Below are 22,378 nucleotides of genomic sequence, written 5' to 3' on the forward strand. Positions count from 1 at the left end.
GATCAACAACAACGAACTTGCGTGAGCCCCGCCGGTCAAGCGCAGACACGAAGAGACGAACGCCATGTCCGAGTTCAAGTCCGATTTCCTCCGCACGCTGAAAGAGCGCGGCTTCATTCATCAGGTCTCCGATGAACGTGGCCTCGACGATCTGTTCGCCAAGGAAACCGTGACGGCCTATATCGGCTATGACCCGACGGCATCCAGCCTGCACGTCGGCCATCTCACGCAGATCATGATGCTGCATTGGCTGCAGGCGACGGGCCATCGCCCGATTTCACTGATGGGCGGCGGCACCGGCATGGTCGGTGATCCCTCCTTCAAGGAGGAGGCACGCAAGCTGATGACGATCGAGACGATCGAGCAGAATATTGCCTCGATCAAGAACTGCTTCTCAAATTATCTCGATTACGACAAGCCCGGCAACGCCGCGCTGATGATCAACAACGCCGAATGGCTGCGCTCCTTGAATTACCTGGAGTTCCTGCGCGATGTCGGCCGCCATTTCTCGGTCAACCGCATGCTGTCCTTCGACAGCGTGAAGACGCGCCTTGACCGCGAACAGTCGTTGTCGTTCCTGGAATTCAACTACATGATCCTCCAGGCCTACGACTTCGTCGAGCTAGCCACGCGTTACGATTGCCGCCTGCAGATGGGCGGTTCGGACCAGTGGGGTAATATCGTCAACGGCATCGACCTTGGTCATCGCATGGGGACGCCGCAGCTTTACGCCCTGACCTCGCCGCTGCTGACGACGTCATCCGGCGCCAAAATGGGCAAGTCGGCGTCCGGCGCGGTCTGGCTGAATGCGGACCTGCTCCCGGTCTATGACTTCTGGCAATATTGGCGCAATACCGAGGATGCCGATGTGCCGCGTTTCCTGAAGCTCTTCACGACGCTGCCGATGGACGAAATCGCCCGACTTTCGGCGCTCGGCGGTTCGGAGATCAACGAGGTCAAGAAGATCCTTGCGACTGAAGTCACGGCGATCCTGCACGGCCGCGAGGCTGCCGAGCAGGCCGCCGAAACGGCGCGCAAGACCTTCGAGGAAGGCGGCCTCTCCGACAACCTGCCGTCTGTCGAGGTTCCCGCATCCGAACTCGACGCCGGCATCGGCCTGCTGTCGCTGATCGTTCGTGCCGGCCTGGCCGGCTCGAATGGCGAAGCTCGCCGGCACGTCCAGGGCGGCGCGGTGCGCATCAACGATCAGGCGGTCAGCGACGAGCGCATGTTGATCGGCAGCGGCGAGATCACCGCCGATGGCGTCATCAAGCTCTCGCTCGGCAAAAAGAAGCACATCCTGATCCGCCGCGCGGCGTAAGCGGCTTCAAGTGCGAACGGATATCAAAGCCGGCGCCCGCGCCGGCTTTTTCTTTGCCCGACTCCTGAGTTGGCGCAACCCTCACTCAACCCCGGGTCGAGATGTCGCGTCCGTTCGTTCGGCCTCGCGGAAGACATAGGGTGGCGGATCGACATCTGGGGCGCGCGTCACGCGTGACCACCAACTGATGGAGAAGGTCGGCGGTGTCACCGTCGCATCGAGAGGAACCGTCAGCACGTGGGCGGAACGGATGAGCTCCGGCGGCCTCAACCGCCCGCTCTTTTCTGCGGAATATGAAGCAGCGCCGCCAGCGGCAACGGCAATCATTGCGACCGGTATGAAAGAGACTGTCCAAGCACAGTGCATGGCATCCTCCGACATTGCCCCGGCGGCTATTCGCGGGCCGGGACCCACATTACATCAGAGTTCCCTAAAATAAGCAAAGCATGAATGTCCGCCTTTGTGAGGACAGGTCGGCACCAGCCAGCAGGGCGCTCAACAATCGCCACCTGTCGGAACCTTTTCCGCCCGCCGGGATTTGCGACCAGATTGGATTGGAGCGCCTATGATCAACGACCTCTGGTATAAGAACGCCGTCATCTACTGCCTGTCCGTCGAAACCTTCATGGATGCGAACGGTGACGGCGTCGGTGATTTTCAGGGGCTGATGCGGCGTCTCGATTATCTCTCCGGCCTTGGCGTGACGGCGATCTGGCTGATGCCGTTCCAGGCGTCGCCCGGCCGCGACGATGGTTATGACGTTTCCGATTATTACAATGTCGACCCGCGTTACGGCTCGCTTGGCGATTTCGTCGAATTCACTCACGGCGCCAAGCAGCGCGGGATCCGCGTGCTGATCGATCTGGTGATCAATCATACCTCCAAGGACCATCCCTGGTTTCAGGACGCCAGGCGCGATCCGCAGTCACGCTACCGCGACTGGTACGTCTGGTCAGATAAAAAACCTGCGAATGCCGATCAGGGAATGGTCTTCCCCGGCGTCCAGAAGAGCACCTGGACCCATGACGACGCGGCCAAGGCCTATTATTTCCACCGCTTCTACGATCACCAGCCCGATCTCAACACCTCCAACCCGGAAGTGCAGGCGGAGATCCTCAAGATCATGGGTTTCTGGATCCAGCTCGGCGTGTCCGGCTTCCGGATGGATGCGGCCCCCTTCATCATCGCGACGAAAGGTGCCGATGTCACCAAGCCTGTCGAGCAGTTCGACATGTTGAGAAAGTTTCGCGAATTTCTGCAGTGGCGCCTCGGCGATTCTATAATCCTCGCGGAGGCCAACATCCTGCCGAAGGATAATTTCGAATATTTCGGCGACGATGGCGACCGCATGCAGATGATGTTCAACTTCCAGGTCAATCAGGCATTGTTTTATGCTTTCGCCAATGCCGATACGCGGCCGCTCAAAAAGGCGATGGAGGCGACGAAACCGCGACCGGCAACCGCGCAGTGGGGCCTGTTTCTCCGCAACCATGATGAACTTGACCTCGGCCGGCTGTCGGAAAAGCAGCGCGACGCGGTCTTCGCTGCTTTTGGCCCCGAAAAGGATATGCAGCTTTACAACAGGGGCATCCGCCGGCGCCTGGCGCCGATGCTCGGCGGCGACCGCCGCAAGATCGAGATGGCCTATAGCCTGCTGTTCTCGCTGCCCGGAACCCCCGTCATCCGCTACGGCGACGAGATCGGCATGGGCGACGATCTAGACCTGCCGGAACGTGACTGCGCCCGCACGCCGATGCAGTGGTCGACGGAACCGGAAGGCGGTTTCACCAAAAGCAGAAAGCCCGTCTCGCCCGTCATCAAGGATGGACCCTACGGCTTCCAGCACGTCAATGTCGCCGAACAGCGGCGCGACCCGAACTCCTTGCTGAACTGGACCGAGCGGATGATCCGGATGCGCAAGGAAGCACCGGAGATCGGCTGGGGCGATTTTTCCGTGGTCGACACCGGCGACGACGGCGTGCTGGCGCTTCGTTACGACTGGCGAGGCAACTCCGTGTTGATCCTGCACAATCTGCATGCGCAGCCGGCAGAGGTGACCTTCGATCCGGATATAGGTGAAGACGGCCGACAGCTGATCGATATTGCCGACGGCGCGAGCAGCGAGGCGGACGAGAAAGGCTTACATTCCGTGGTGCTCGATGCCTATGGCTATCGCTGGTATCGCGTCGGCGGCCTCGACTACCTCCTCAGGCGTAAGGAAATTTAGTCCCGGGTGCCGCCTCGCCAACCTTACTGGAATTCGAAGATCTGCCGGAAAACACCCGGCGCGATGATTGACAGCGGATTGATCTGCAGGTTCGGCTTGTCGAAATTGCCCGTGAGTTTGAAGGTAATGCCGATCAGGCCGCGGTCACTGCCGTTTCCGAGGATGACGCCGATCAGCGGTAGCTCGGCAAAGAGCCGATTGAGGCCATAGGCTGGCATGAAGGTGCCGGTCATGTCCATATTGCCCTTGCGGTCGCGCACGACGCCCTGGAATGTCGCGCCGATCTGGTCGCCGCGTAGCACGCCGTTCTCGATGCCGACCATGCCACCCCGCGAGACAACGCGGGCAAAGCCCCGCTGAAAACGCTGCGACGAGGTATCGATGTCGCGCTTGACCGCTTCGTTCAGGCTGCGCTGCTCGTTTCCGACGGGCGTCGAGACGATCGAGCGCAGCCGTTGTTCGTTGACGATCGAAAAACGGCGCACGTCGAGCGAGCCGTCCCAGCCGCCCTGTGGCGAAAGTCGGATTGCCAGATTGAGCAGCCCGCCCTGCATATGCTGGTAGAGATCGGCGAAACGCGATACCGCACCGGCATCGCCACTGGTGACGTTGATGACGCCGCCGTCCTTCATTTGGCTGACCACGGCCTCGCCACTGTCGGTCACGGCGGAAAAGTTCAGCGTCTGCAGCTTGTCGCCGCGCAGTGACACCTGCGCCTGGAAATTGCCGATCTTCTCGTCGTTGAAGCCGATGACGTTTTTCAGCCTGGCGCGCACCGATACGCCGGTGTCGCCGGCATCCCCGTCATCATCGTCACCGCCCGAGCCCGATTTCAACCGCGCGATAACTGGCCGCGCATCGGCGCTGTCGCCGGAGACCGAAACGTCGAAATTGCCCTTGCTGCGCTTCACCGACAGGGCGAAATCGTCGAGCGAGGAGAGCTTGACGCTGTCGAAATCGGCCGAGATCAACCCGCCTTTCCCGATGTTCATCGATCCGATGGCGCCGAAACCGTCGCCCTTCAGCCGGAAATTCTTGATCTCGGTATTGTCGGCTGGACCGGATGTTTCGAATTCGGCCGTCGCGGCAATGCCGCTGCCCTTTGACCAGCCGATCCATGGCAGGTCGAGTTGCGACCTGGTGAGGTCGAGCTGGACGTCCTGCCGGTCGTCGTCGATGCGCGTCAGCACCATCTTGACGCTGCCGCCGACGATGCCGGAAAGGCCGGGGATCAGTTTGTTGCGCTGGTCTTCCGAAAGCGTCGCGGTGATTACCCGCTGCCGTTTGGCGCTGTCGGATGCCTCGACCGGTTCGGCAAGATCGATATCGGCCGGGACGCCGTCGATCTGGGCCTTGGCGTCGAGGGTGATCTGTTTCGGATTGCCGTTCAGCGTCCCATCGAGATTGCTGATCGTCCGACCGGAAAACGGCTTGGCAAGATCGATATCGGTCAGCTTCATTTCCGCCGTCCATTCGGCCGGCGGCGGGTTCTGCGAGGAGAGCAGGCCGAAATGCGCCTTCACATGCGCGTCGATCCGCCCCTTGAGATCGTCGGGCGTAAAACCGGCGCGCTGCAGCACCCGGATCGGCCGGTAGGTCAGAAGCTCGCCGACCGCGTCCGCTGAACCCGAGATCGCTAGATCGATATCGGCCATCAGCGGCTTGTCGTAGGTGGCGGGTAAGATGAATGTACCTTGCCCGAGACCGACAGACCGGCCGGAGGGGAAAAACGACGTGCCGCTCTTGATCGCGATCGTCGCAGCCGGGCCGATAAGGTCGAAATGGGCCGCCATGTCGCGAACTGGCGGAATGTCGCCGGCGATGTTCATCCGCGCATCCGCGACGTCGAAGCCGATGCGGATCTGGTTGGCGTCGAGTTTCAGGCCCTTGCCGCCGGCGGCCTCGTCGAGCCTGCCGAAGGGAATGAAGACGGAGATCGAGGCGTTGGTGACGGTGCCACCGAAGAGGTTGCCATGTACCCAGGTGCGCACCTTGGGCGCCATCCAGAACGGCCAGAGCTGCTTGATCGCCGTCGTCTGCAGTTGTGCCGACTGGCCGGCAAAACTGATCTCCGGCGATTTGCCCCCAAGCTTGACGTGCAGTGCCCCGTATAGCGCGCCGAGCGGGCTGGAGACGGTCATGTTGGGAAAGAGGAATTCCCGCCCGGCCACCAAGTAACGCCCGGTCGCCTGGATATCGAAGGAGAGCGGCTGCTCGCCGGAGCCGCCGGGAGCTGCCGTGCCGCCGCTGACCAGCAGGTCGATGCCGAAGCCCTTGCCGGCCTGCGGATCGAGCTTGTCGAGATCGATCAGCGCGCCGTTGATCGGAACCGTGGTCGCGCCGAACCGGGCGTTCGACCGGGCGATTTCGAGGGTCTGCTTGGTGAAATCATAAACGAGGTTGATCTGGCCGCCCGACAGTTCCTGCGGATCGCCGTCCGCATAAATCAGGCCAGGATCGATGTCGACGGTTGCCGCCAGCGCCGGCTGCTCGCCATCACGCCCCCTGGTGGCCGATACCGTCAGGTCGGCAAAGGCGTTGAGCCCCTGCCGGATCACGCCCTGATCGTTGCGTTTTAGAGCAAAGGGCGTGAGGTCGGCATGTTTGAGCGTCGCCACCACCTTAGACACATGGCCGGCTTCCTTCTCGGCCAGCACGTCGAGCTCGGCCACCTCGCCGTTGAGCGCCACCTCGCCGGTCAACTGCAGCGAGGATGGGCCGGCATGAGCAAAGACGAGATTGTCGACGACCAGCGACAGCGGGCCGTTGGCGGTGTCGGCAAGCTTGATGTCGATGCCGGAGATGCGCACGGAATTCGTCGAGCCGCGCGTGACGATGCTGTCGAACATGTCGAACTGCGAGAAGATCTTCTCCATCGCCGCCGGCATGGCGTCGATGCGCAGATCGTCGAGCAGAACCGGATTGCCGGCGGGCAGCAGCGCGGTATCGAGCGCGATATCCTCGGCTTCGATATCGGTGACGGCGATGCGGCCGCGGAAAAGCTGCAGCGGATCGAGCCCGAGGCGCACCGAGCCCGTCGTCGACAGGTGCTGGCCGCTCTGCTCATCGATCATGTTGACGTCGCGCGCTTCCAGCGCCAGCCGGAAATCAGAGGTGAAGCGAATGACGGTGGAGCCCACTTCGGCGCGATAGCGAGGTCCGGCCACGCTGTTCAACGCTGCCTGCGCCTGCTGCGACAGTGGCCTGTCGAACATTCCGCTCTCGACGGTGAAGACGAGCGCGGCGAGAACAAGCAGAATCACGCCCAGAAAACCTGCGGTCAGCTTTGCCGTACGCCGCGCCGGCGAGCGCGGCGGCGGGCAATGGACGATGATCGGATCCTCGGCCTGGGCGGACGGCAAGCGGTCCAGCGCAACGATATCCTTCTTGCGAAACGTGACCTTTTCGCCGCGGATGGCTGACATGCGCCTTCGGGCTCTCCCTTAAATGAAGAAATGAACCCGGCAATGCTGGACGGGTTTCCATCCACTATATAATTCGGGGAGAGAAAGTGTCATCCACAAACCCGGCAAAAGAAAGGTTTTCCCAATGGCGGTTCCCGGCATCGGCGCCACGGCTCCTGATTTCAACCTCCCCCGCGACGGCGGCGGCCGCGTTTCGCTCGCCGAATTCCACGGCCGGGCGCTCGTGCTGTTCTTTTATCCCAAGGACGACACGACAGGCTGCACCGCCGAATCCTTGGCTTTCACAGCGCTCGCAAGCGAGTTTGAAGCGGCGGGTGCGGTCGTCATCGGCATGTCGCCCGATTCGGCTGCCTGCCATGACAAGTTCATCAGGAAGCACCGTCTTTCGGTGGCGCTCGCCTCGGACGAGGAAAAGACGACGCTGCAGGCTTACGGCGTCTGGAAGGAAAAGAGCATGTACGGCCGCAACTTCATGGGCGTCGAGCGCACCACTTTCCTGATCCGCCAGGACGGCACGATCGCCACCATCTGGCAGAAGGTGAAGGTGCAGGGCCATGCCGAAACCGTGCTCGAGGCCGTGCGGAATCTGGCAGCGTGAGCGGGGACCTGGCGATAACCTCGCTGCGCGGCGGCGCCATCGATGCGATCTGCTCCGCCGATCTCGACCGCAAGACGGCGCTTGCGCAGGAAAGCGCTACCCGCTGGTTTGAACGCCGGGTGTCCTTGCGCTCGCCGCTCGATGCCGCGCTGCCGGAGCGGCCCGGCCGTCCCGACAGCCCGGTGCTGACGCCACCGACACAGGTGGAAAAACGATCGCTGCATACGCTGAAAGGCCGGATCGCCCTGCTCCACGCCATCGCCCATATCGAGCTCAATGCCGTCGATCTGGCGCTGGATATCGTCGCGCGATTCGCCACCGAACAGGTGCCGAATTCGTTTTTCGACGGCTGGATGCAGGTTGCTTTCGAGGAGGCCAAGCATTTCCGCATGGTGCGCGCCCGCCTTAACGATCTCGGCGCCGATTACGGCGATCTTCCTGCCCATGACGGGCTGTGGCAGGCGGCCCATTCGACGCGCAACGACCTGACGGCAAGGCTCGCCGTCGTGCCGCTGATTCTCGAAGCCCGCGGCCTCGACGTCACGCCGTCGCTGCAAGCCAAGATGCGCCAGACCGGCGATCTCGAAAGTGCCGCCGTCCTCGACGTCATCTACAACGACGAGAAAGGCCATGTCGCCGTCGGCGCCAAATGGTTCCGCTTCCTCTGCGCCCGGGAGAAGCGCGACCCGGCAAAAGCCTTTCAGGAGCTGGTGCGCGCCAATTTCCGCGGGCCGCTGAAGCCGCCCTTCAATGATCTCGCCCGCGCCGAGGCCGGGTTGACGCCATCTTTCTACCGCTCGCTCGCATCGATCAGTCACGCTTGAAATAGCTGGTATTTCTGACGCGCATAGCGATAAGGAAAGCATTCGTTAACCATAAACGTGTCTAATTTTCCGAAAGAGGCGTAGCGCATCAATCGGGAGAGCCTGCGTGAACAGCGGACATCAGCACCGGGTATTCGGCAGGCGAGCGCAGGAACATATCCTGATCCTGGCAAGCGGCGACAAGGTCCGCCACATGACGGTCCGGCCTTGGATGGCCGCGCTTGCCTTCTGCTTCGTCGGCGTCTTCTCGATCGGCTATCTCCTCGCCACCTCCTACCTCGTGCTGCGCGACGACCTGATCGGCGCCACCATGGCGCGGCAAGCCCGCATGCAGCACGATTATGAAGACCGCATCGCAGCCCTCCGCGCCCAGGTCGATCGCATCACGTCGCGTCAGCTCCTAGACCAGCAGGTGGTCGAGGACAAAGTCGACAAGCTGATGGAGCAGCAGATGGCGCTGACCTCGCGCCACGGTAAGCTCGACAATCTGCTCGACCGGGCCGAAAGCTCGGGTCTGACGGAAAAGGACGGCGCCCCGCCTGCCTCGTCTTCACCCGTTCAGTCCTATGCCCCCGACATCAAGGATAAGCGCGCTTCATTGACCGGTGGCGGCATCGAGGCGATCGAGAAACAGCTGGCGAGCGGTGCGCCTGCTGATGCTACACCCGACAATACGACGCTTGCCTATGTGCCCTCGGCCGAAACGGTCGGCGACCGCGCCGACCGCATCTTCTCCAACGTGACGCTGTCGCTGAAGGGGGTCGAACAGGATCAGCGCAACCGCGTCGAGCAACTGACGAGCGACGCCGGCAATGCCGCCAATGCCATCGGCAATGTGCTGACCCGATTCAAAATTCCAGTGCCTGAGGAAGTTGCGGCGAGACAGGACGACGATGCCGTCGGCGGCCCCTATGTCGAACCTGAAAGCAACGACGATTTCAACAATTCGCTGGCAGCGCTCGACGGCGCACTGACCCGGCTTGAGGCCGTGCGCAGCACCGCCGAATCCCTGCCCTTCCGCAACCCCGCCATCGGCAAGGACGTGACCAGCCCCTTCGGCAATCGCCGCGACCCTTTCCTCGGCCGCCTCGCGCTGCATTCCGGCATCGATTTCCGCTTCTCGCCGGGTGAAAAGATCCGCCCGTCGGCGCCTGGCAAGGTCATTTCCGCCGGCTGGACCGGCGGTTACGGCAACATGGTCGAAGTCGATCACGGCAACGGCATCTCCACCCGCTATGGCCATATGTCCCAGGTCTTGGTCAAGGTCGGCGACACGGTCGGCCGCAGCAACGTTATCGGCCTTGCCGGCAGCACCGGCCGCTCGACGGGCACGCACCTGCACTATGAAGTGCGCCAGGACGGGCACGCGGTCGATCCAGTATATTTCATGAATGCCGGCCTTAAACTCGCCACCTATATCAAGTAACAGCCGTCAGGTAACCATCGCTTCACTCTGTACAGGGTGGGGCCTCTCTATTTCTTGACTTGCCGGCCATTCGGGGCTATGTCGCGCTGCATTGCGGCATGCAATCCCGCCGACTCGTTCAGAGCTCGGCCGAACCGGAACGGAAACAGTTTTCCCTTTGACGACATTCGCTGACCTTGGCTTGAGCCAAAAAGTGCTATCCGCCGTTACCGACGCGGGCTACACGATACCCACGCCTATTCAGGCGGGAGCCATTCCGTTTGCGCTGGAGCGTCGCGATATTTGTGGCATCGCGCAGACCGGCACCGGCAAGACGGCATCCTTCGTTCTGCCGATGCTGTCGCTTCTCGAAAAGGGCCGGGCCCGCGCCCGCATGCCGCGCACGCTGATTCTCGAGCCGACGCGTGAACTCGCCGCCCAGGTCGCCGAAAATTTCGAAAAATACGGCAAGAACCACCGTCTCAACGTCGCCCTTCTGATCGGCGGCGTTTCCTTTGAAGACCAGGATCGCAAGCTTGAACGCGGCGCTGACGTGCTGATCTGCACGCCCGGCCGCCTGCTCGACCATTTCGAGCGCGGCAAGCTGTTGATGAGCGGCGTCGAGATCCTCGTCATCGACGAGGCCGACCGCATGCTCGACATGGGTTTCATTCCCGATATCGAGCGCATCGCCAAGATGATCCCGTTCACCCGCCAGACGCTGTTCTTCTCGGCCACCATGCCGCCGGAAATCCAGAAGCTCGCCGACCGCTTCCTGCAAAATCCCGAGCGCATCGAAGTGGCAAAGCCCGCCTCGGCCGCAAAGACCGTGACGCAGCGCTTCGTCGCCTCGCACAGCAAGGACTACGAGAAGCGCGCGGTGCTGCGTGAACTCGTCCGCGCCCAGACCGAACTCAAGAACGCCATCATCTTCTGCAACCGCAAGAAGGATGTTGCCGATCTCTTTCGGTCGCTGGAGCGCCACGGCTTTTCCGTCGGCGCCCTGCATGGCGACATGGATCAGCGCTCCCGGACGATGACGCTGCAGAGCTTCCGTGACGGCAATCTCCAGCTGCTGGTTGCCTCGGATGTCGCCGCCCGCGGCCTCGACATCCCAGATGTCAGCCACGTCTTCAATTTCGACGTGCCGATCCATTCCGAGGATTACGTCCACCGCATCGGCCGCACCGGCCGCGCCGGCCGTTCGGGTGCAGCCTTCACGCTTGTCACCAAGCGCGACAGCAAATTCGTCGATGCAATCGAAAAGCTGATCGGCGAAAAGGTCGAATGGCTGAACGGCGATGTGAACTCCCTGCCCCCGGCAGAAGAAAGCGCCGACAGCGAGCGCCCGCGGCGCAACAGCCGCGAGCGTGGCGCCAAGGGTGAACGCGGCGACAGGGATCGTGGTCGCGGACGCGGCAATCGCAGCGGCGCGGGTCATAAATCTGATAACGACATACAGGATAATGACGTCCAAGTGATCCAGGCAGCACCAGTAAAGGCCGACATCGTGAAGCACGAGCGCAAAGCAGAGCAGAAGCCGCAAAACAATGCGCGTAACAGCCGGCCTTATCCGGCAAACGATGACAGCCGCGATCGCCGCCGCCATCGCGACCACGACGACGGCCCGACCCCGGTTGGCTTTGGCGATGATATCCCCGCCTTCATGCTGATCGCCGGCAGCGCCAAGGTCTGAACACCCAATGGGTAAGCCCGGTCTCGATTTCCCGGGCTTCGGCGTCGGCCTTGTCATTCTGCGCGACGCCAGGATTCTTCTCTATAAACGCGTGCGCGCACCGGAAGCCGGCTACTGGAATATCGTCGGCGGCAAGGTCGACCATATGGAGCCGGCCGAACAAGCTGCGCGCCGCGAGGCCGAGGAAGAAACCGGCCTCAAGATCGGCCGGATCGAGCGGATCGGCGTGACCGAACAGATCATCGATACCGACCGCCAGCACTGGATCTCGCTTCTCTATCTCGCCCGTGACGTCGAAGGTGAGCCGCAACTGACCGAACCGGACAAGCTTTCCGATTTCGGCTGGTTTCCGCTGACGGATTTGCCGGAACCGCTCTCGGCCTTCACCAAGGCGGCGATATCAGCCCTGCCCTCAGCCGAATGCAGTCAGCGATCGGCTCTCAGCGACGCCTCATAGGCAAGCCGCACCCATTTCGCCATCAGATCGGGATCGTCATAAGCCTCGTCGGGGATCGACCAGTAGGGCATCTTCACCGGTTTGCCCTTCCTGCCCTCGTAGGTCCATTGCGTGGCGCCGGCAGCGGCAAATTCGGGAGCGCTCGTCTCGTCGGCCTTCAGCAGCATCTCGTCGCGCACTTCGAGCGCGATGATGCGCCCGAGATGATAGATGCCCTTGCCGCCGAACATGCGCTTGACCGTGACCGGGCCGAGCCCCTGAAACATTTCCTCGATGCCGGCATTGTCCATTCGCTATTCCCTCGAGAGCCTGAAAATCACAGCGCGTGATAATCCCGGTTCATATAAATAAGCGCCGGGTGCTTTTCGCTGAAGCGGACAGCCGCAACCTCGCCGAAAATGACATTGTGCGTCGGCATTTCCTTGATGTCGGTCACCCGGCAATCGAAGGCAGCGAGCGCATCGGCGAGAACGGGCGCGCCGGTAACCAGCGTCTCGAAACGAGCACTGGCGAAACGGTCGCTATCGGAAAGCGACGTCCGTCCGGAAAAGGCGTCGGCAACGCCTTGGTGATGGGCGCCGAGCGTGTTGAGCACGAAGATGCCGCTACGGAAAAAGATCTCGTTCTTCGGATTGGTATTGTTGAGGCAGATCAGCACCGAGGCCGGATTGTCCGACACCGAGCAGGCGGCAGTAATGGTGACGCCGCGGCGCAAGCCTTCCATTGCCGTCGTCACGAGCTGCACATGGCCGGCATAGCGGCTCATGGCATCGCGATAAAGGCCGGGGTCGATATGCTGCCTGTTCAACACCTGCTTCTCCGTGCGCGCTTATATGGCCACTGCATAATTCCTGAAACCGGAATCGACTTAGGACAAAATTAGCAGCAATTCAAAGTGCTACAGCGTCCTTTGCTGCTCTCGAAAAGACACGTGGCGCTATCGTTCGACTTGCTATCGCGCCAATATGGCGAGCATCGGTTACCTTTTCTACAATAGGACCGGTGAAAAGCATTGCTTCACGCTTGTTTTTCTTTGACGATCGCGGCCGTGCGGATAAAAGGGCATGGACGATGGCTAGGGGATCTCCGCCTTTCATGATCAACCTGCGTGGCATAGCAGCCTGTCTGATGCTGCTGGGAGCGGCGGCACAAGGCCATGCGGCCGGCGTGACGATCGGCGTCGTCGCCCCTCAGAACGGCACGCTCGCTTTGCTTGGTACCCAGATTGCCGCCGGTGCCGGTTTCGAGATCCAGCAATCGGGAAATACCCTCGTCGCCATCAACGAGACTTGTGAGGACAATAGCGGTGCTGCGGTTGCCGATGCGCTGGTTGCTGCCAAGGTGCAGGTCGCAATCGGCTTTCTCTGCAGCGAGACTCTGGAAGGCGCACTGCAGAAGCTGAAGGATGCCGGCATTCCCGCCATCACCGTCTCGGCGCGTTCCCGCATCCTCATGGAGGATGCGCTGAAGAATGGCTGGCCGCTCTTTCGTTTGGCGCCCGCCGACGGCACTGAGGCGGCAAAGATCAATGAGGTGATCCTGAAGGACTGGGCCGCCGATCCGATCGCCCTGATCGAGGACGGCACCATCCATGGCCGCGAGCTGACGGAAGCGGTGCGCAACGCGCTGGAACAGAACGGCCTGAAGCCGGTCTTTACCGATACCTATCGGCCGGGACAGGAGCAGCAGATTGCCTTGGTCCGCCGTCTGAAACGCGCCGGCGCCACCAGGGTCTTCATCGGTGGCGACCGCAACGATGTCGCCGTCATCGCCCGTGACGCCAAGGCAGAAAACATTCCGCTCTCCATCCTCAGCGGCGATGCCATGCGCGCCGCCGACCAGCCGCTGCCGCTTGATACAGGCGTGCGCGCCGTCGCTCTGCCGGAATATGCCGTTCTGCCGGAAGCCACAGCGGCAGCCGACGCGCTGCGTGCCAAAGGCATCGAGCCGGAAGGATATGTCCTGCCGTCGCTCGCGGCAGCATTGATCGCCGGCCAGGCGGCGGAAGCCGCTGCTGCGGGCAAGCCTCTCCAGGAAATGCTTCTCGCCACGACGTTCCAGACGCCGATCGGCGCCATTGCCTTCACCGCGGCGCACGAACTCGCGCAAAATCCCTACCGCCTGCTCGAATGGCGGGGCAACGGCTTTTTTCCACCTGCCGCGCCGACGCAATGAGCGGCGGCGGCCAGTCTTGAAATCGGGTGCCGCCCCAAGTGGCCGCCCACAGGGAGTAAGATTTGATGACGCTGCCCATTCGCATGGCCCCTTCGATCCTCGCGGCGGATTTCGCCCGGCTCGGCGAGGAGGTGCGCAACGTCACGGCCGCCGGCGCCGACTGGATCCATCTCGACGTCATGGACGGGCATTTCGTGCCCAACATCTCCTTCGGGCCCGATGTCATCAAATCGCTGCGCTCCTATACATCGGCCATCTTCGACTGCCACCTGATGATCTCGCCGGTCGACGACTACCTCGAAGCCTTCGCCAAGGCCGGCTGCGACCGCATCACCGTCCATGCCGAAGCCGGGCCGCATCTGCACCGCTCGCTGCAGACCATCCGCAATCTCGGCAAAAAGGTCGGCGTGACACTCAATCCGGCCACCCCGCTCAGCGCCATCGAAAACGTGCTCGACGATGTCGACCTCATCCTGATCATGTCGGTCAATCCCGGCTTCGGCGGGCAGAAGTTCATTCCGGCGATGGCAGCCAAGATCGCCGCGGCAAAATCACTGATCGGTGACCGCCCGATCGAACTCGAAGTCGATGGCGGCGTCACGGTGGAAACAGCGCCTGCTATCGCGCGCGCCGGCGCCAACGTCCTCGTCGCCGGCTCGGCGATTTTCAAGGGCGCGACAGTCGAAGATTATCGTCGGACCGTCGCCGATCTTCGTCAGGCAGCCGAAGGGGCACGAGCATGATCAAGCGTCTGATCCTCGGTGGCATGCTTGCCGCCGCATTGACCGGCCTGCCCGCCCTGTCACTGGCCGGCGACATTGCCAATATCCAGCCGCTCGGCTTTTCTGCCGATGGCAAGGTGTTCGGATTTCAGGAATTCGGCCTCAAGGAAGAAGGCGGCGTCCCTTACTCCAACACCTATTTCGTCGACACCGAAAACGGCCAGTATCTCGAGGGCACGCCGTTCCGCACGGAGATGACCGACAAGGACGCCAATCTTTCCAAGGCGCGGCCGCAGAACCTGACGGCGGCGCGCAGCCAGATGGACAAATACGATCTGCTGACCAATCCCGGCCTGATCGCCGCCTTCAATCCGCCGACCGAACTCGGCTCTCCCGCAAAGACCATCCGCTATACCACGCTTGCGACCGACGGCCCGCCGAAATCGCCCTATACGCTCTCACTCAGCGAGATGCCGGTACCGACGCCGAAGGATTGCGCGGCGATCGACAAGCGGGTTCTCGGCTTCAGCCTGCAGATGATCGAGAAACAAGGCGCTCCGAACCGCCAGGCGGCGCGGCAGGCGACCATAGTTCCGGCCGAGCGCGCCTGTTCGGTGGAATACCGGATCGGCGGTGCGGTGGTCTATCAGCCGGAATCCGGAAACACGGTTCACATCGCCCTCATCCTCGCCTTCGACGCCGACAGGAACGGACGCTGGATTGCCGTTCCGGTTCATCCCTGAGCCCGGATCGCCCAAGGATGGATGGCCCGAGCCCGGATCGCCCCAGGACAGATCGCCCCAGGACCAATAGCCCGAGGATGGATCGTCTGAGAGCGGCACGGCCGCCCTACCCCGATCTGTTTGCCGGCGCATTGTTCTGGGGCACGCAGATGCTCGCCTCCGCCATGCTCGGTCTTTACCTCCGCAACGGCCTGCAGTCGAGCCGGCTTGCCGAGGTCGCCACACTCTATTTCCTCGGCGGCCTTCTCTCCTGGCCCTTCGCCCTGCCGGTCGCCCGCTTCTTTGCCTACGACAGGCCGCCGGAGGCGCGTTTTGCCGCCTTCTTCGTGACGCTGACCGCAGCGACGATCGCAATGACCGCCTTTCTCTTCGCCATGGAATACCGGCTGTTCTATTCGCGCTGGCACGCCCCCTTCGGCAGCTTCGTCTGGGCCTTCCAGTTCGTCTTCACCAGCATCAGCGCCGTCTACCAGTTCCTGGTGATCGGCCTGCGCCTTTTCCTGCCGCTCGGTCTCGTCTGCCTTGTCGTCAGCAGCTATCATCTTGCCAAACGCATGCGTTGAGATTGCCGCCGGTCTTTGCTACAGGGGCGCTAACCTCAATGAAGCAACCTCTTGAAGTGAAGGCAGCCGCCCATGATCCCGCGTTATTCCCGGCCCGAAATGGTCGCCATCTGGTCTCCCGAAACCAAATTCCGCATCTGGTTCGAGATCGAGGCGCATGCCTGCGACGCGCTGGCCGAACTCGGCGTCATCCCGAAATCGGCGGCAAAGACGATCTGGGAAAAGGGCGGTGCGGCCACCTTCGACGTCGCTCGCATCGACGAGATCGAGGCTGTCACCAAGCATGACGTTATCGCCTTCCTGACCCATCTCGCCGAGATCGTCGGCCCGGATGCGCGTTTCGTCCACCAGGGCATGACCTCATCTGATGTGCTCGACACCTGCTTCAACGTCCAGCTGGTGCGCGCCACCGATATCCTGATCGCCGATATCGACCGCCTGCTCGCAGCGCTGAAAACCCGCGCCTTCGAACATAAGGACACCGTCACCATCGGCCGCTCGCACGGCATTCACGCCGAGCCCACCACCTTCGGTGTCAAGCTGGCGCTTGCCTATGCCGAATTCGAGCGCTGCCGCCAGCGCCTGGTCGCCGCCCGCGAGGAAGTCGCGACCTGCGCCATCTCGGGCGCCGTCGGCACCTTCGCCAATATCGATCCGCGCGTCGAAGAACATGTCGCCGAGGCCCTTGGGCTGAAGGCCGAGCCGGTCTCGACCCAGGTCATCCCGCGCGACCGCCACGCCATGTATTTCGCCACCCTCGGCGTCGTCGCCTCCTCGATCGAACGTCTGGCGACCGAGATCCGCCACCTGCAGCGCACCGAGGTTCTGGAAGCGGAAGAATATTTCTCGCCCGGCCAGAAGGGCTCTTCGGCCATGCCGCACAAGCGCAACCCGGTTCTGACAGAAAACCTGACCGGCCTCGCCCGCATGGTCCGCTCCTACGCCCTGCCGGCCATGGAAAACGTCGCCCTCTGGCATGAACGCGACATCTCCCACTCCTCGGTCGAACGCATGATCGGCCCCGATGCGACCGTGACGCTCGATTTCGCCCTGTCGCGTCTCGCCGGCGTCATCGAAAAGCTCTTGGTCTACCCCGAGAACATGGAAAAGAACCTCAACAAATTCCGCGGCCTCGTCCACTCCCAGCGTGTCCTTCTGGCGCTGACTCAGGCCGGCGCCTCCCGCGAGGACGCCTATCGCCTGGTGCAGCGCAACGCCATGAAGGTCTGGGAACAGGGCAAGGATTTTTTGGAGGAGTTGCTGGCCGATGCGGAGGTGCGAGCGGCGCTTTCGGAAGAAGACATCCGCGAAAAATTCGACCTTGGGTATCACACCAAACACGTCGACACGATCTTCCGCCGCGTCTTCGGCAACGCTTGAGCGGGCTGCAACGCTATGACGGCGTCTTGCAGGCGCCGTCAGGCTGTTGACAAGCCACACCCCCCGAGGGGACTTTCAAAAAACTGACGGCGCCCTCGCAGGCGCCGTTTTCATGTCTGCCTTTGTCTTTTTGTAATTGCAGAATGAATGATAGTTAGCTTTTCTCAAGCGGCCGTTGTTTTTGCTTCGGCCCTTTTTCGGCATCAGCACGTTTGCGTGCCCCCACCTTTTTCGAAGGCGCCGCATTGGCTGCATCCGATGTGCTGCAAGCCTCCGTCTCGCCCCTGCCCTTGGCGGCCTTGGCGACCAGTTCGTCCAAACGTTTCAGCTCATCCTCGTCGAGGTTCTCGATGCCGATGAAACGGTTCTCGGCGTGGCTCGTGAGGATAATCTCGTTGAGTTTGGCCTGGATCGCCCGCGTGTCGCGCGTCTGGGCGTTTTGCAATACGAAGACCATCAGGAAGGTGATGATTGTCGTGCCGGTGTTGATGACCAGCTGCCAGGTTTCCGAATAATCGAAGAAGGGGCCGAGTGTCGCCCAGATGATGACGGCGATGAGCGCCAGGATGAAGATGACAGGTTTGCCCGCCCATTCCGATATCTTGGTTGCGAAGCGGGCGAACAGATGTTTCATCGTCACCTCTGAAATCCTCCCACAAAGCCGGTCACAAATAACGCGGCGAGAGGTCTTGAGGTTCCGGGAAGTCGGCGAAGGTTTAACCTCCGGGGATCGCGAGAGTTCGCGGTCCCCGGAAATCTTAGATTACACGGCTTCCCGCGCAATCAGCTTGCGATAAAGATGCCAGGTCGCATGGCCGAGGATGGGAATGACAAGCGCAAGCCCGGCAAAGACCGGGATCGTGCCGATGACGAGCAGTGCAGCGACGATCAGGCCCCAGAGCAACACCGGCACCGGATTGGCGACCGTCGCGCGGATCGAGGTGACGACAGCGGCCACCGCGCCGACATCGCGGTCGAGCAACAGCGGAAAGGTGATGACCGATATCGCGAGCACCACCAGCGCGAAGACGAAACCGATCAGATTGCCCCAGATGATCAACTGCATGCCCTCGGGCGTGCCGAAGACCTGGCGGAAGAAATCCGCCATGCTGCGCGGAAACACTTCGCCGAGCAGATTGCTGTAGAGCGTCTGCGCCGTCACCAGCCAGACGACGAAAATTCCACAAAGCATCAGCCCGACTGCGACGATCGACGGCAGCGCCGGCGAATGGCGTACCTCGAGCGCATGCGTCCACGAACTATCGAGGCCGGCCTCGCGCCGGCGGCTGATCTCATAGAGACCGATCGCTGCGATCGGGCCGATCAGCACGAAACCTGCCATCAGCGGAAAGACCATCGGCAAAAGGTTGGCGCCCGAGGTCCACAACGTCAGGAAGACGCCGGCAATCGGATACATGAGGCACAGGAACACGTAGTGGGACGGTTTCTCCATGAAATCGTCGTAGCCGCGCTTCAGCGCGTCGAAGACGTCGGCGATACCGATGCGATTGACCACGGGCCGCGCGAAGCTTTCGCCTGCACCCGTCATGACATGAAATGCCGCCATGGCTTTCTCCTCCTCAGCCGAGACCTGGTCGGCGGCGGACACGCAATCGGCGGGCAAGCCGACACGAAATCCGCAACCGGCACTGGAGCAATATAGCAAACCAAAGCGCCCGTGTCGCTCTCTCCCTTCACATCCCCTCTTGACATCTTGGGCGCGCCTTCTCACATCGGCGGCACTATGAAAGCCTCAGACGCAGATATCCTCATCATCCCCGGCTATACCAATTCCGGCCCGAGCCACTGGCAGAGCCGCTGGGAGGCAAAGCTCAGCACGGCGCGGCGCGTCGAACAGGCCGAATGGTCAAAGCCGGTCCGCGAGGACTGGATCGCCCGGATCGCCGAGGAAGTGAACGCTTCGACCCGCCCGGTCATCCTCATCGCTCACTCGCTCGGAGTGACCTCGGCGGTCCACGCCATCCCGCATTTCCGCAAGCCGGTGGCGGGCGCCTTCTTCGTCGCCCCGCCCGATGTCGCCAATCCCGACATCCGCCCGAAGCACCTGATGACCTTCGGCCCATACCCGCGCGATCCGCTGCCCTTCCCGTCGATCACGGTGGCGAGCCGCAACGATCCGTTCGGCAGTTACGACCATGCCGACGATATCGCCAGCAGCTGGGGCTCCTTCCTCGTCGATGCCGGCGAGGCAGGACATATCAATGCCGATTCCGGTCACGGTCCCTGGCCCGAGGGCACGATGGTCTTCGCTCAGTTCCTCAGCCGCCTCTCGGCTTGATGAAGCAAACGGGCCTTTCTCGGTAATTAAGCGGGTGCTTTCTAAGTCTTTCTTAATGTAATGACAGCAGACTGCAGCGAGATGAAATAAGCGAGAATGCCCGTGAAGAAAGCCCATCCAGAGGCCGATGATTTAGCAGCGGCTGAGGCAGGCGTCGGCAACGTGGCGGATGACGATTCCGACCTGGCGGAACGGGAGAGCCGGTGGAACCATGCGCTCGTCGGCTCCGGTCTTGGCGTCTGGGATCACAACTACCGTCTCGACCGGAAGTATTATTCGCAGACGTGGAAGACCATGCGCGGCATGGCGCCCGATGAGGAGGCCGCCGGCGATTACGACGCCTGGCTGGCACTCGTCCATCCCGATGACCGCGATTTCGTCGTTCATGCCATCGACCGCCAAAATGCCGGCGATCCGGATTTCCAGATCTTCGAATATCGCGAGCGCCACAGGGACGGCCACTGGATGTGGATCGACTGCCGCGGCGCCTGCGTGGAATGGGACGAGAGCGGCGTGCCGACGCGCATCATCGGCACGGATACGGATATTACCGACCGCAAGGAGGCCGAAGATACGCTGTCGCGCCTATCGCGTCGGCTCGATCTGGCGCTGGAGATTTCCCGCATCGGCGTCTTTGAAGCGGATATCGAGAATGATACCGTCGAATGGGACGAGCGCCTCATCTCCATTTACGGGCTGAAGGGCGCCTCACGTCCGATCGCCAGCGACGTCTGGGCGAAAAGCCTGCATCCCGACGATCGCGAGCGCGTGCTGGGCTTGTCCGACCGCAGCGTCGAAAGCGGCAGTGATTTTCAGCAGGAATACCGCATCATCCGCGGCGACGGCGCCGAACGTGTGATCCGAGCCCGCTCGGCCTTCTTCGTCGACAGCAACGGCCACCGCAAGCTGATCGGCGCCAATTGGGACGTCACCGAGGAGGTCGCGCTTCGCAACGAGTTGCAGCGCGCCAAGGATCTGGCCGAGGCGCACAACCGCGAGCTCGAAGTTGCCAAGGAGAGCATCGAGCGCCTGGCGCTGCACGATTATCTCACCGGCCTGCCGAACCGCCGCTATCTCGACAAGATGCTGGACGAACGCTCGGCCGAATGCCGGGCCAAGGGCCTGGGGCTGGCGATCCTGCATATCGATCTCGACCGTTTCAAGCAGATCAACGACACGCTCGGCCACCGGGCCGGCGACGCCATGCTGCAGCATGCCGCGAGCGTGCTGAAGAATTCCGTCCGCGCCGTCGATTTCGTGGCTCGCATCGGCGGCGACGAGTTCGTCATCCTCTGCACCGTCGATTCCGCCTCGAAGAAGATCGGCGGCCTTGCCCAACGCATCATTCGCGAATTGCGCAAACCCGTCAGATATGAGGGGCACGACTGCCGTTTCGGCGCCAGCATCGGCATCGCCATCGACAGCGGACCCAAGCTAGATGCCAAGCAGACGCTGCTCGATGCCGATATCGCGCTCTATCGCGCCAAGGGCCTCGGCCGCAACCGTTTCGAATTTTTCTCCGCGTCTGCACGCCGCGACATCATCTCCGCCAAGCACCTCGCCGACGAGATCCTGATCGGCCTCGAGCGCGATGAATTCGTGCCATTCTATCAACTGCAATTCGATGCCCGCACGCTTGATGTCGTCGGCGTCGAAACACTGGCCCGCTGGCAACACCCGGTGCATGGGCTGCTGACACCAGACCGTTTCCTCGCTATCGCCGAGGATCTCGACGTCGTCTCGACCATCGACGCCCTGATCCTGGAGCGCGCCATCGCCGATCGCCGCACCTGGATCAAGGACGGGTTGCCCGTTCCGAAGATATCGGTCAACGTTTCCGCCCGGCGGCTTGCCGATCCCGATCTCGGAAAGAAGCTCCGCGCTCTGAAGATCGCACCCGGCACCTTCGCCTTCGAATTGCTGGAATCGATCTCGCTCGACGATTGCGACGAGGCGGTCACCGCCAATCTGAAAAAGCTGCGCAAGCTCGGCATCGACATCCAGATCGATGATTTCGGCACCGGCCATGCCTCGATCGTCAGCCTGCTGCGCTTGAGCCCGAAGACGCTGAAGATCGACCGCGAGTTGATTCGTATGCTGCCGCAATCGGCCGAGCAGCGCAAACTCGTCGGCTCGATCATTGATATCGGCCGCTCGCTCGATATCCTTGTCATCGCCGAGGGTGTCGAGACAGCCGATCATATCCGCATTCTCGAGGAACTCGACTGCGACACGCTGCAGGGCTACGCACTCGCCCGGCCGATGCCGGCCATGCAGATCCCTTCCTTCATCCGCGCCGGCAGCTGGCGCCACGGGCAGACTGCCGCGCGCGCCCTGCAGACGCAGCTTCGTCGCGCACTGCCAAGCCGAGCCGCCAAATAAAGACCTGCACAAGCAGCCCGCCATATCGCCGTCATTTCACCGTACAGGAAAAGGCGCTAGACTCGTCTTGCGAATTCATTCGATTCTCTTGGCGGTATTCCGTAGAATCCGGAAACCGGGGAAGGAAGGATAGGCGGATTGTGAAACACACTCTTTTCCTT

At 61.9% G+C, this 22,378-nt stretch carries 20 protein-coding genes; 14 read left to right on the top strand and 6 right to left on the bottom strand.

Annotation, left to right across the window (positions count from 1 at the left end):
• Nucleotides 1-64: 64 nt before the first annotated feature.
• Nucleotides 65-1,321, top strand: coding sequence for a tyrosine--tRNA ligase (tyrS, locus tag ATY29_RS10100; RefSeq protein WP_025416256.1), 1,257 nt, complete (start codon nt 65-67; stop codon nt 1,319-1,321).
• An 81-nt stretch (nt 1,322-1,402) separates the two neighbouring features.
• Here tyrS and ATY29_RS37635 read toward each other — a convergent pair whose 3' ends face one another.
• The gene (locus ATY29_RS37635; RefSeq protein ID WP_025416257.1) at nt 1,403-1,687 is read right to left on the bottom strand and encodes a hypothetical protein; all 285 of its coding nucleotides are present in this window, start codon (nt 1,685-1,687) and stop codon (nt 1,403-1,405) included.
• Between the two features lie 199 nt (nt 1,688-1,886).
• Here ATY29_RS37635 and ATY29_RS10110 point away from each other — a divergent pair, with 199 nt between their 5' ends.
• Nucleotides 1,887-3,548, top strand: coding sequence for an alpha-amylase family protein (locus ATY29_RS10110; protein ID WP_097532668.1), 1,662 nt, complete (start codon nt 1,887-1,889; stop codon nt 3,546-3,548).
• A 23-nt stretch (nt 3,549-3,571) separates the two neighbouring features.
• Here the strand turns inward: ATY29_RS10110 and ATY29_RS10115 are convergent, their stop codons facing one another.
• On the bottom strand, nt 3,572-6,973 hold the full coding sequence (locus ATY29_RS10115; protein WP_003568905.1) for a YhdP family protein: 3,402 nt from the start codon (nt 6,971-6,973) through the stop codon (nt 3,572-3,574).
• A gap of 124 nt (nt 6,974-7,097) precedes the next feature.
• Between ATY29_RS10115 and ATY29_RS10120 the strand changes: the two genes are divergently transcribed.
• From ATY29_RS10120 to ATY29_RS10140, 5 genes are all read left to right on the top strand, one after another.
• On the top strand, nt 7,098-7,571 hold the full coding sequence (locus ATY29_RS10120) for a peroxiredoxin (protein WP_003568907.1): 474 nt from the start codon (nt 7,098-7,100) through the stop codon (nt 7,569-7,571).
• Nucleotides 7,568-8,395 (top strand): ferritin-like domain-containing protein, encoded by an 828-nt coding sequence (locus ATY29_RS10125; protein ID WP_097532669.1) that lies wholly within the window; start codon nt 7,568-7,570, stop codon nt 8,393-8,395. Before ATY29_RS10120 ends, ATY29_RS10125 begins: the two co-directional genes overlap by 4 nt.
• 106 nt (nt 8,396-8,501) lie before the next feature.
• The gene (locus ATY29_RS10130; protein WP_003568909.1) at nt 8,502-9,821 is read left to right on the top strand and encodes a M23 family metallopeptidase; all 1,320 of its coding nucleotides are present in this window, start codon (nt 8,502-8,504) and stop codon (nt 9,819-9,821) included.
• A gap of 157 nt (nt 9,822-9,978) precedes the next feature.
• Nucleotides 9,979-11,496, top strand: a complete 1,518-nt coding sequence (locus ATY29_RS10135; protein ID WP_003568910.1) for a DEAD/DEAH box helicase — start codon at nt 9,979-9,981, stop codon at nt 11,494-11,496.
• A 7-nt stretch (nt 11,497-11,503) separates the two neighbouring features.
• Nucleotides 11,504-11,953: an NUDIX domain-containing protein gene (locus ATY29_RS10140; protein WP_003568912.1), complete on the top strand. Its 450-nt coding sequence runs from the start codon at nt 11,504-11,506 to the stop codon at nt 11,951-11,953.
• On the opposite strand, the gene ATY29_RS10145 is transcribed toward ATY29_RS10140, so the two are convergent.
• Both ATY29_RS10145 and ATY29_RS10150 read right to left on the bottom strand, forming a co-directional pair.
• The gene (locus ATY29_RS10145) at nt 11,923-12,243 is read right to left on the bottom strand and encodes a TfoX/Sxy family protein (RefSeq protein WP_003568914.1); all 321 of its coding nucleotides are present in this window, start codon (nt 12,241-12,243) and stop codon (nt 11,923-11,925) included. The genes ATY29_RS10140 and ATY29_RS10145 overlap by 31 nt on opposite strands.
• Before the next feature lie 26 nt (nt 12,244-12,269).
• Nucleotides 12,270-12,764 carry a flavin reductase gene (locus ATY29_RS10150; RefSeq protein ID WP_025416259.1) on the bottom strand — a complete coding sequence of 165 codons (495 nt, stop codon included), beginning with the start codon at nt 12,762-12,764 and terminating at the stop codon, nt 12,270-12,272.
• Between the two features lie 284 nt (nt 12,765-13,048).
• Here ATY29_RS10150 and ATY29_RS10155 point away from each other — a divergent pair, with 284 nt between their 5' ends.
• From ATY29_RS10155 to purB, 5 genes are all read left to right on the top strand, one after another.
• Complete coding sequence (locus ATY29_RS10155; RefSeq protein ID WP_025416260.1) at nt 13,049-14,128, top strand: ABC transporter substrate-binding protein; 1,080 nt, start codon at nt 13,049-13,051, stop codon at nt 14,126-14,128.
• 65 nt (nt 14,129-14,193) lie between these two features.
• The gene (gene rpe, locus ATY29_RS10160; RefSeq protein ID WP_025416261.1) at nt 14,194-14,871 is read left to right on the top strand and encodes a ribulose-phosphate 3-epimerase; all 678 of its coding nucleotides are present in this window, start codon (nt 14,194-14,196) and stop codon (nt 14,869-14,871) included.
• Nucleotides 14,868-15,593, top strand: a complete 726-nt coding sequence (locus tag ATY29_RS10165) for a DUF2259 domain-containing protein (protein WP_097532670.1) — start codon at nt 14,868-14,870, stop codon at nt 15,591-15,593. The genes rpe and ATY29_RS10165 overlap by 4 nt, the downstream gene beginning before the upstream one ends.
• A gap of 77 nt (nt 15,594-15,670) precedes the next feature.
• Nucleotides 15,671-16,156: a hypothetical protein gene (locus ATY29_RS10170; protein ID WP_165779345.1), complete on the top strand. Its 486-nt coding sequence runs from the start codon at nt 15,671-15,673 to the stop codon at nt 16,154-16,156.
• A 72-nt stretch (nt 16,157-16,228) separates the two neighbouring features.
• Nucleotides 16,229-17,536, top strand: a complete 1,308-nt coding sequence (purB, locus tag ATY29_RS10175) for an adenylosuccinate lyase (RefSeq protein WP_025416264.1) — start codon at nt 16,229-16,231, stop codon at nt 17,534-17,536.
• A gap of 154 nt (nt 17,537-17,690) precedes the next feature.
• Here purB and ATY29_RS10180 read toward each other — a convergent pair whose 3' ends face one another.
• Nucleotides 17,691-18,170, bottom strand: coding sequence for a low affinity iron permease family protein (locus ATY29_RS10180; RefSeq protein WP_003568923.1), 480 nt, complete (start codon nt 18,168-18,170; stop codon nt 17,691-17,693).
• 129 nt (nt 18,171-18,299) lie between these two features.
• Nucleotides 18,300-19,103, bottom strand: coding sequence for a DUF2189 domain-containing protein (locus ATY29_RS10185; RefSeq protein WP_003568924.1), 804 nt, complete (start codon nt 19,101-19,103; stop codon nt 18,300-18,302).
• 177 nt (nt 19,104-19,280) lie between these two features.
• On the opposite strand from ATY29_RS10185, the gene ATY29_RS10190 reads away from it, so the two are divergent.
• Together ATY29_RS10190 and ATY29_RS10195 are read left to right on the top strand one after the other, a co-directional pair.
• Entirely contained in the window at nt 19,281-19,835 is a 555-nt protein-coding gene (locus ATY29_RS10190) for an RBBP9/YdeN family alpha/beta hydrolase (protein WP_003568925.1), read from the top strand.
• A 96-nt stretch (nt 19,836-19,931) separates the two neighbouring features.
• Complete coding sequence (locus ATY29_RS10195) at nt 19,932-22,217, top strand: putative bifunctional diguanylate cyclase/phosphodiesterase (RefSeq protein WP_003568926.1); 2,286 nt, start codon at nt 19,932-19,934, stop codon at nt 22,215-22,217.
• Nucleotides 22,218-22,378: the final 161 nt, after the last annotated feature.

Origin of the sequence: Rhizobium hidalgonense (assembly GCF_002914525.1) — a bacterium.
In the GTDB taxonomy this organism is placed as follows: domain Bacteria; phylum Pseudomonadota; class Alphaproteobacteria; order Rhizobiales; family Rhizobiaceae; genus Rhizobium; species Rhizobium hidalgonense.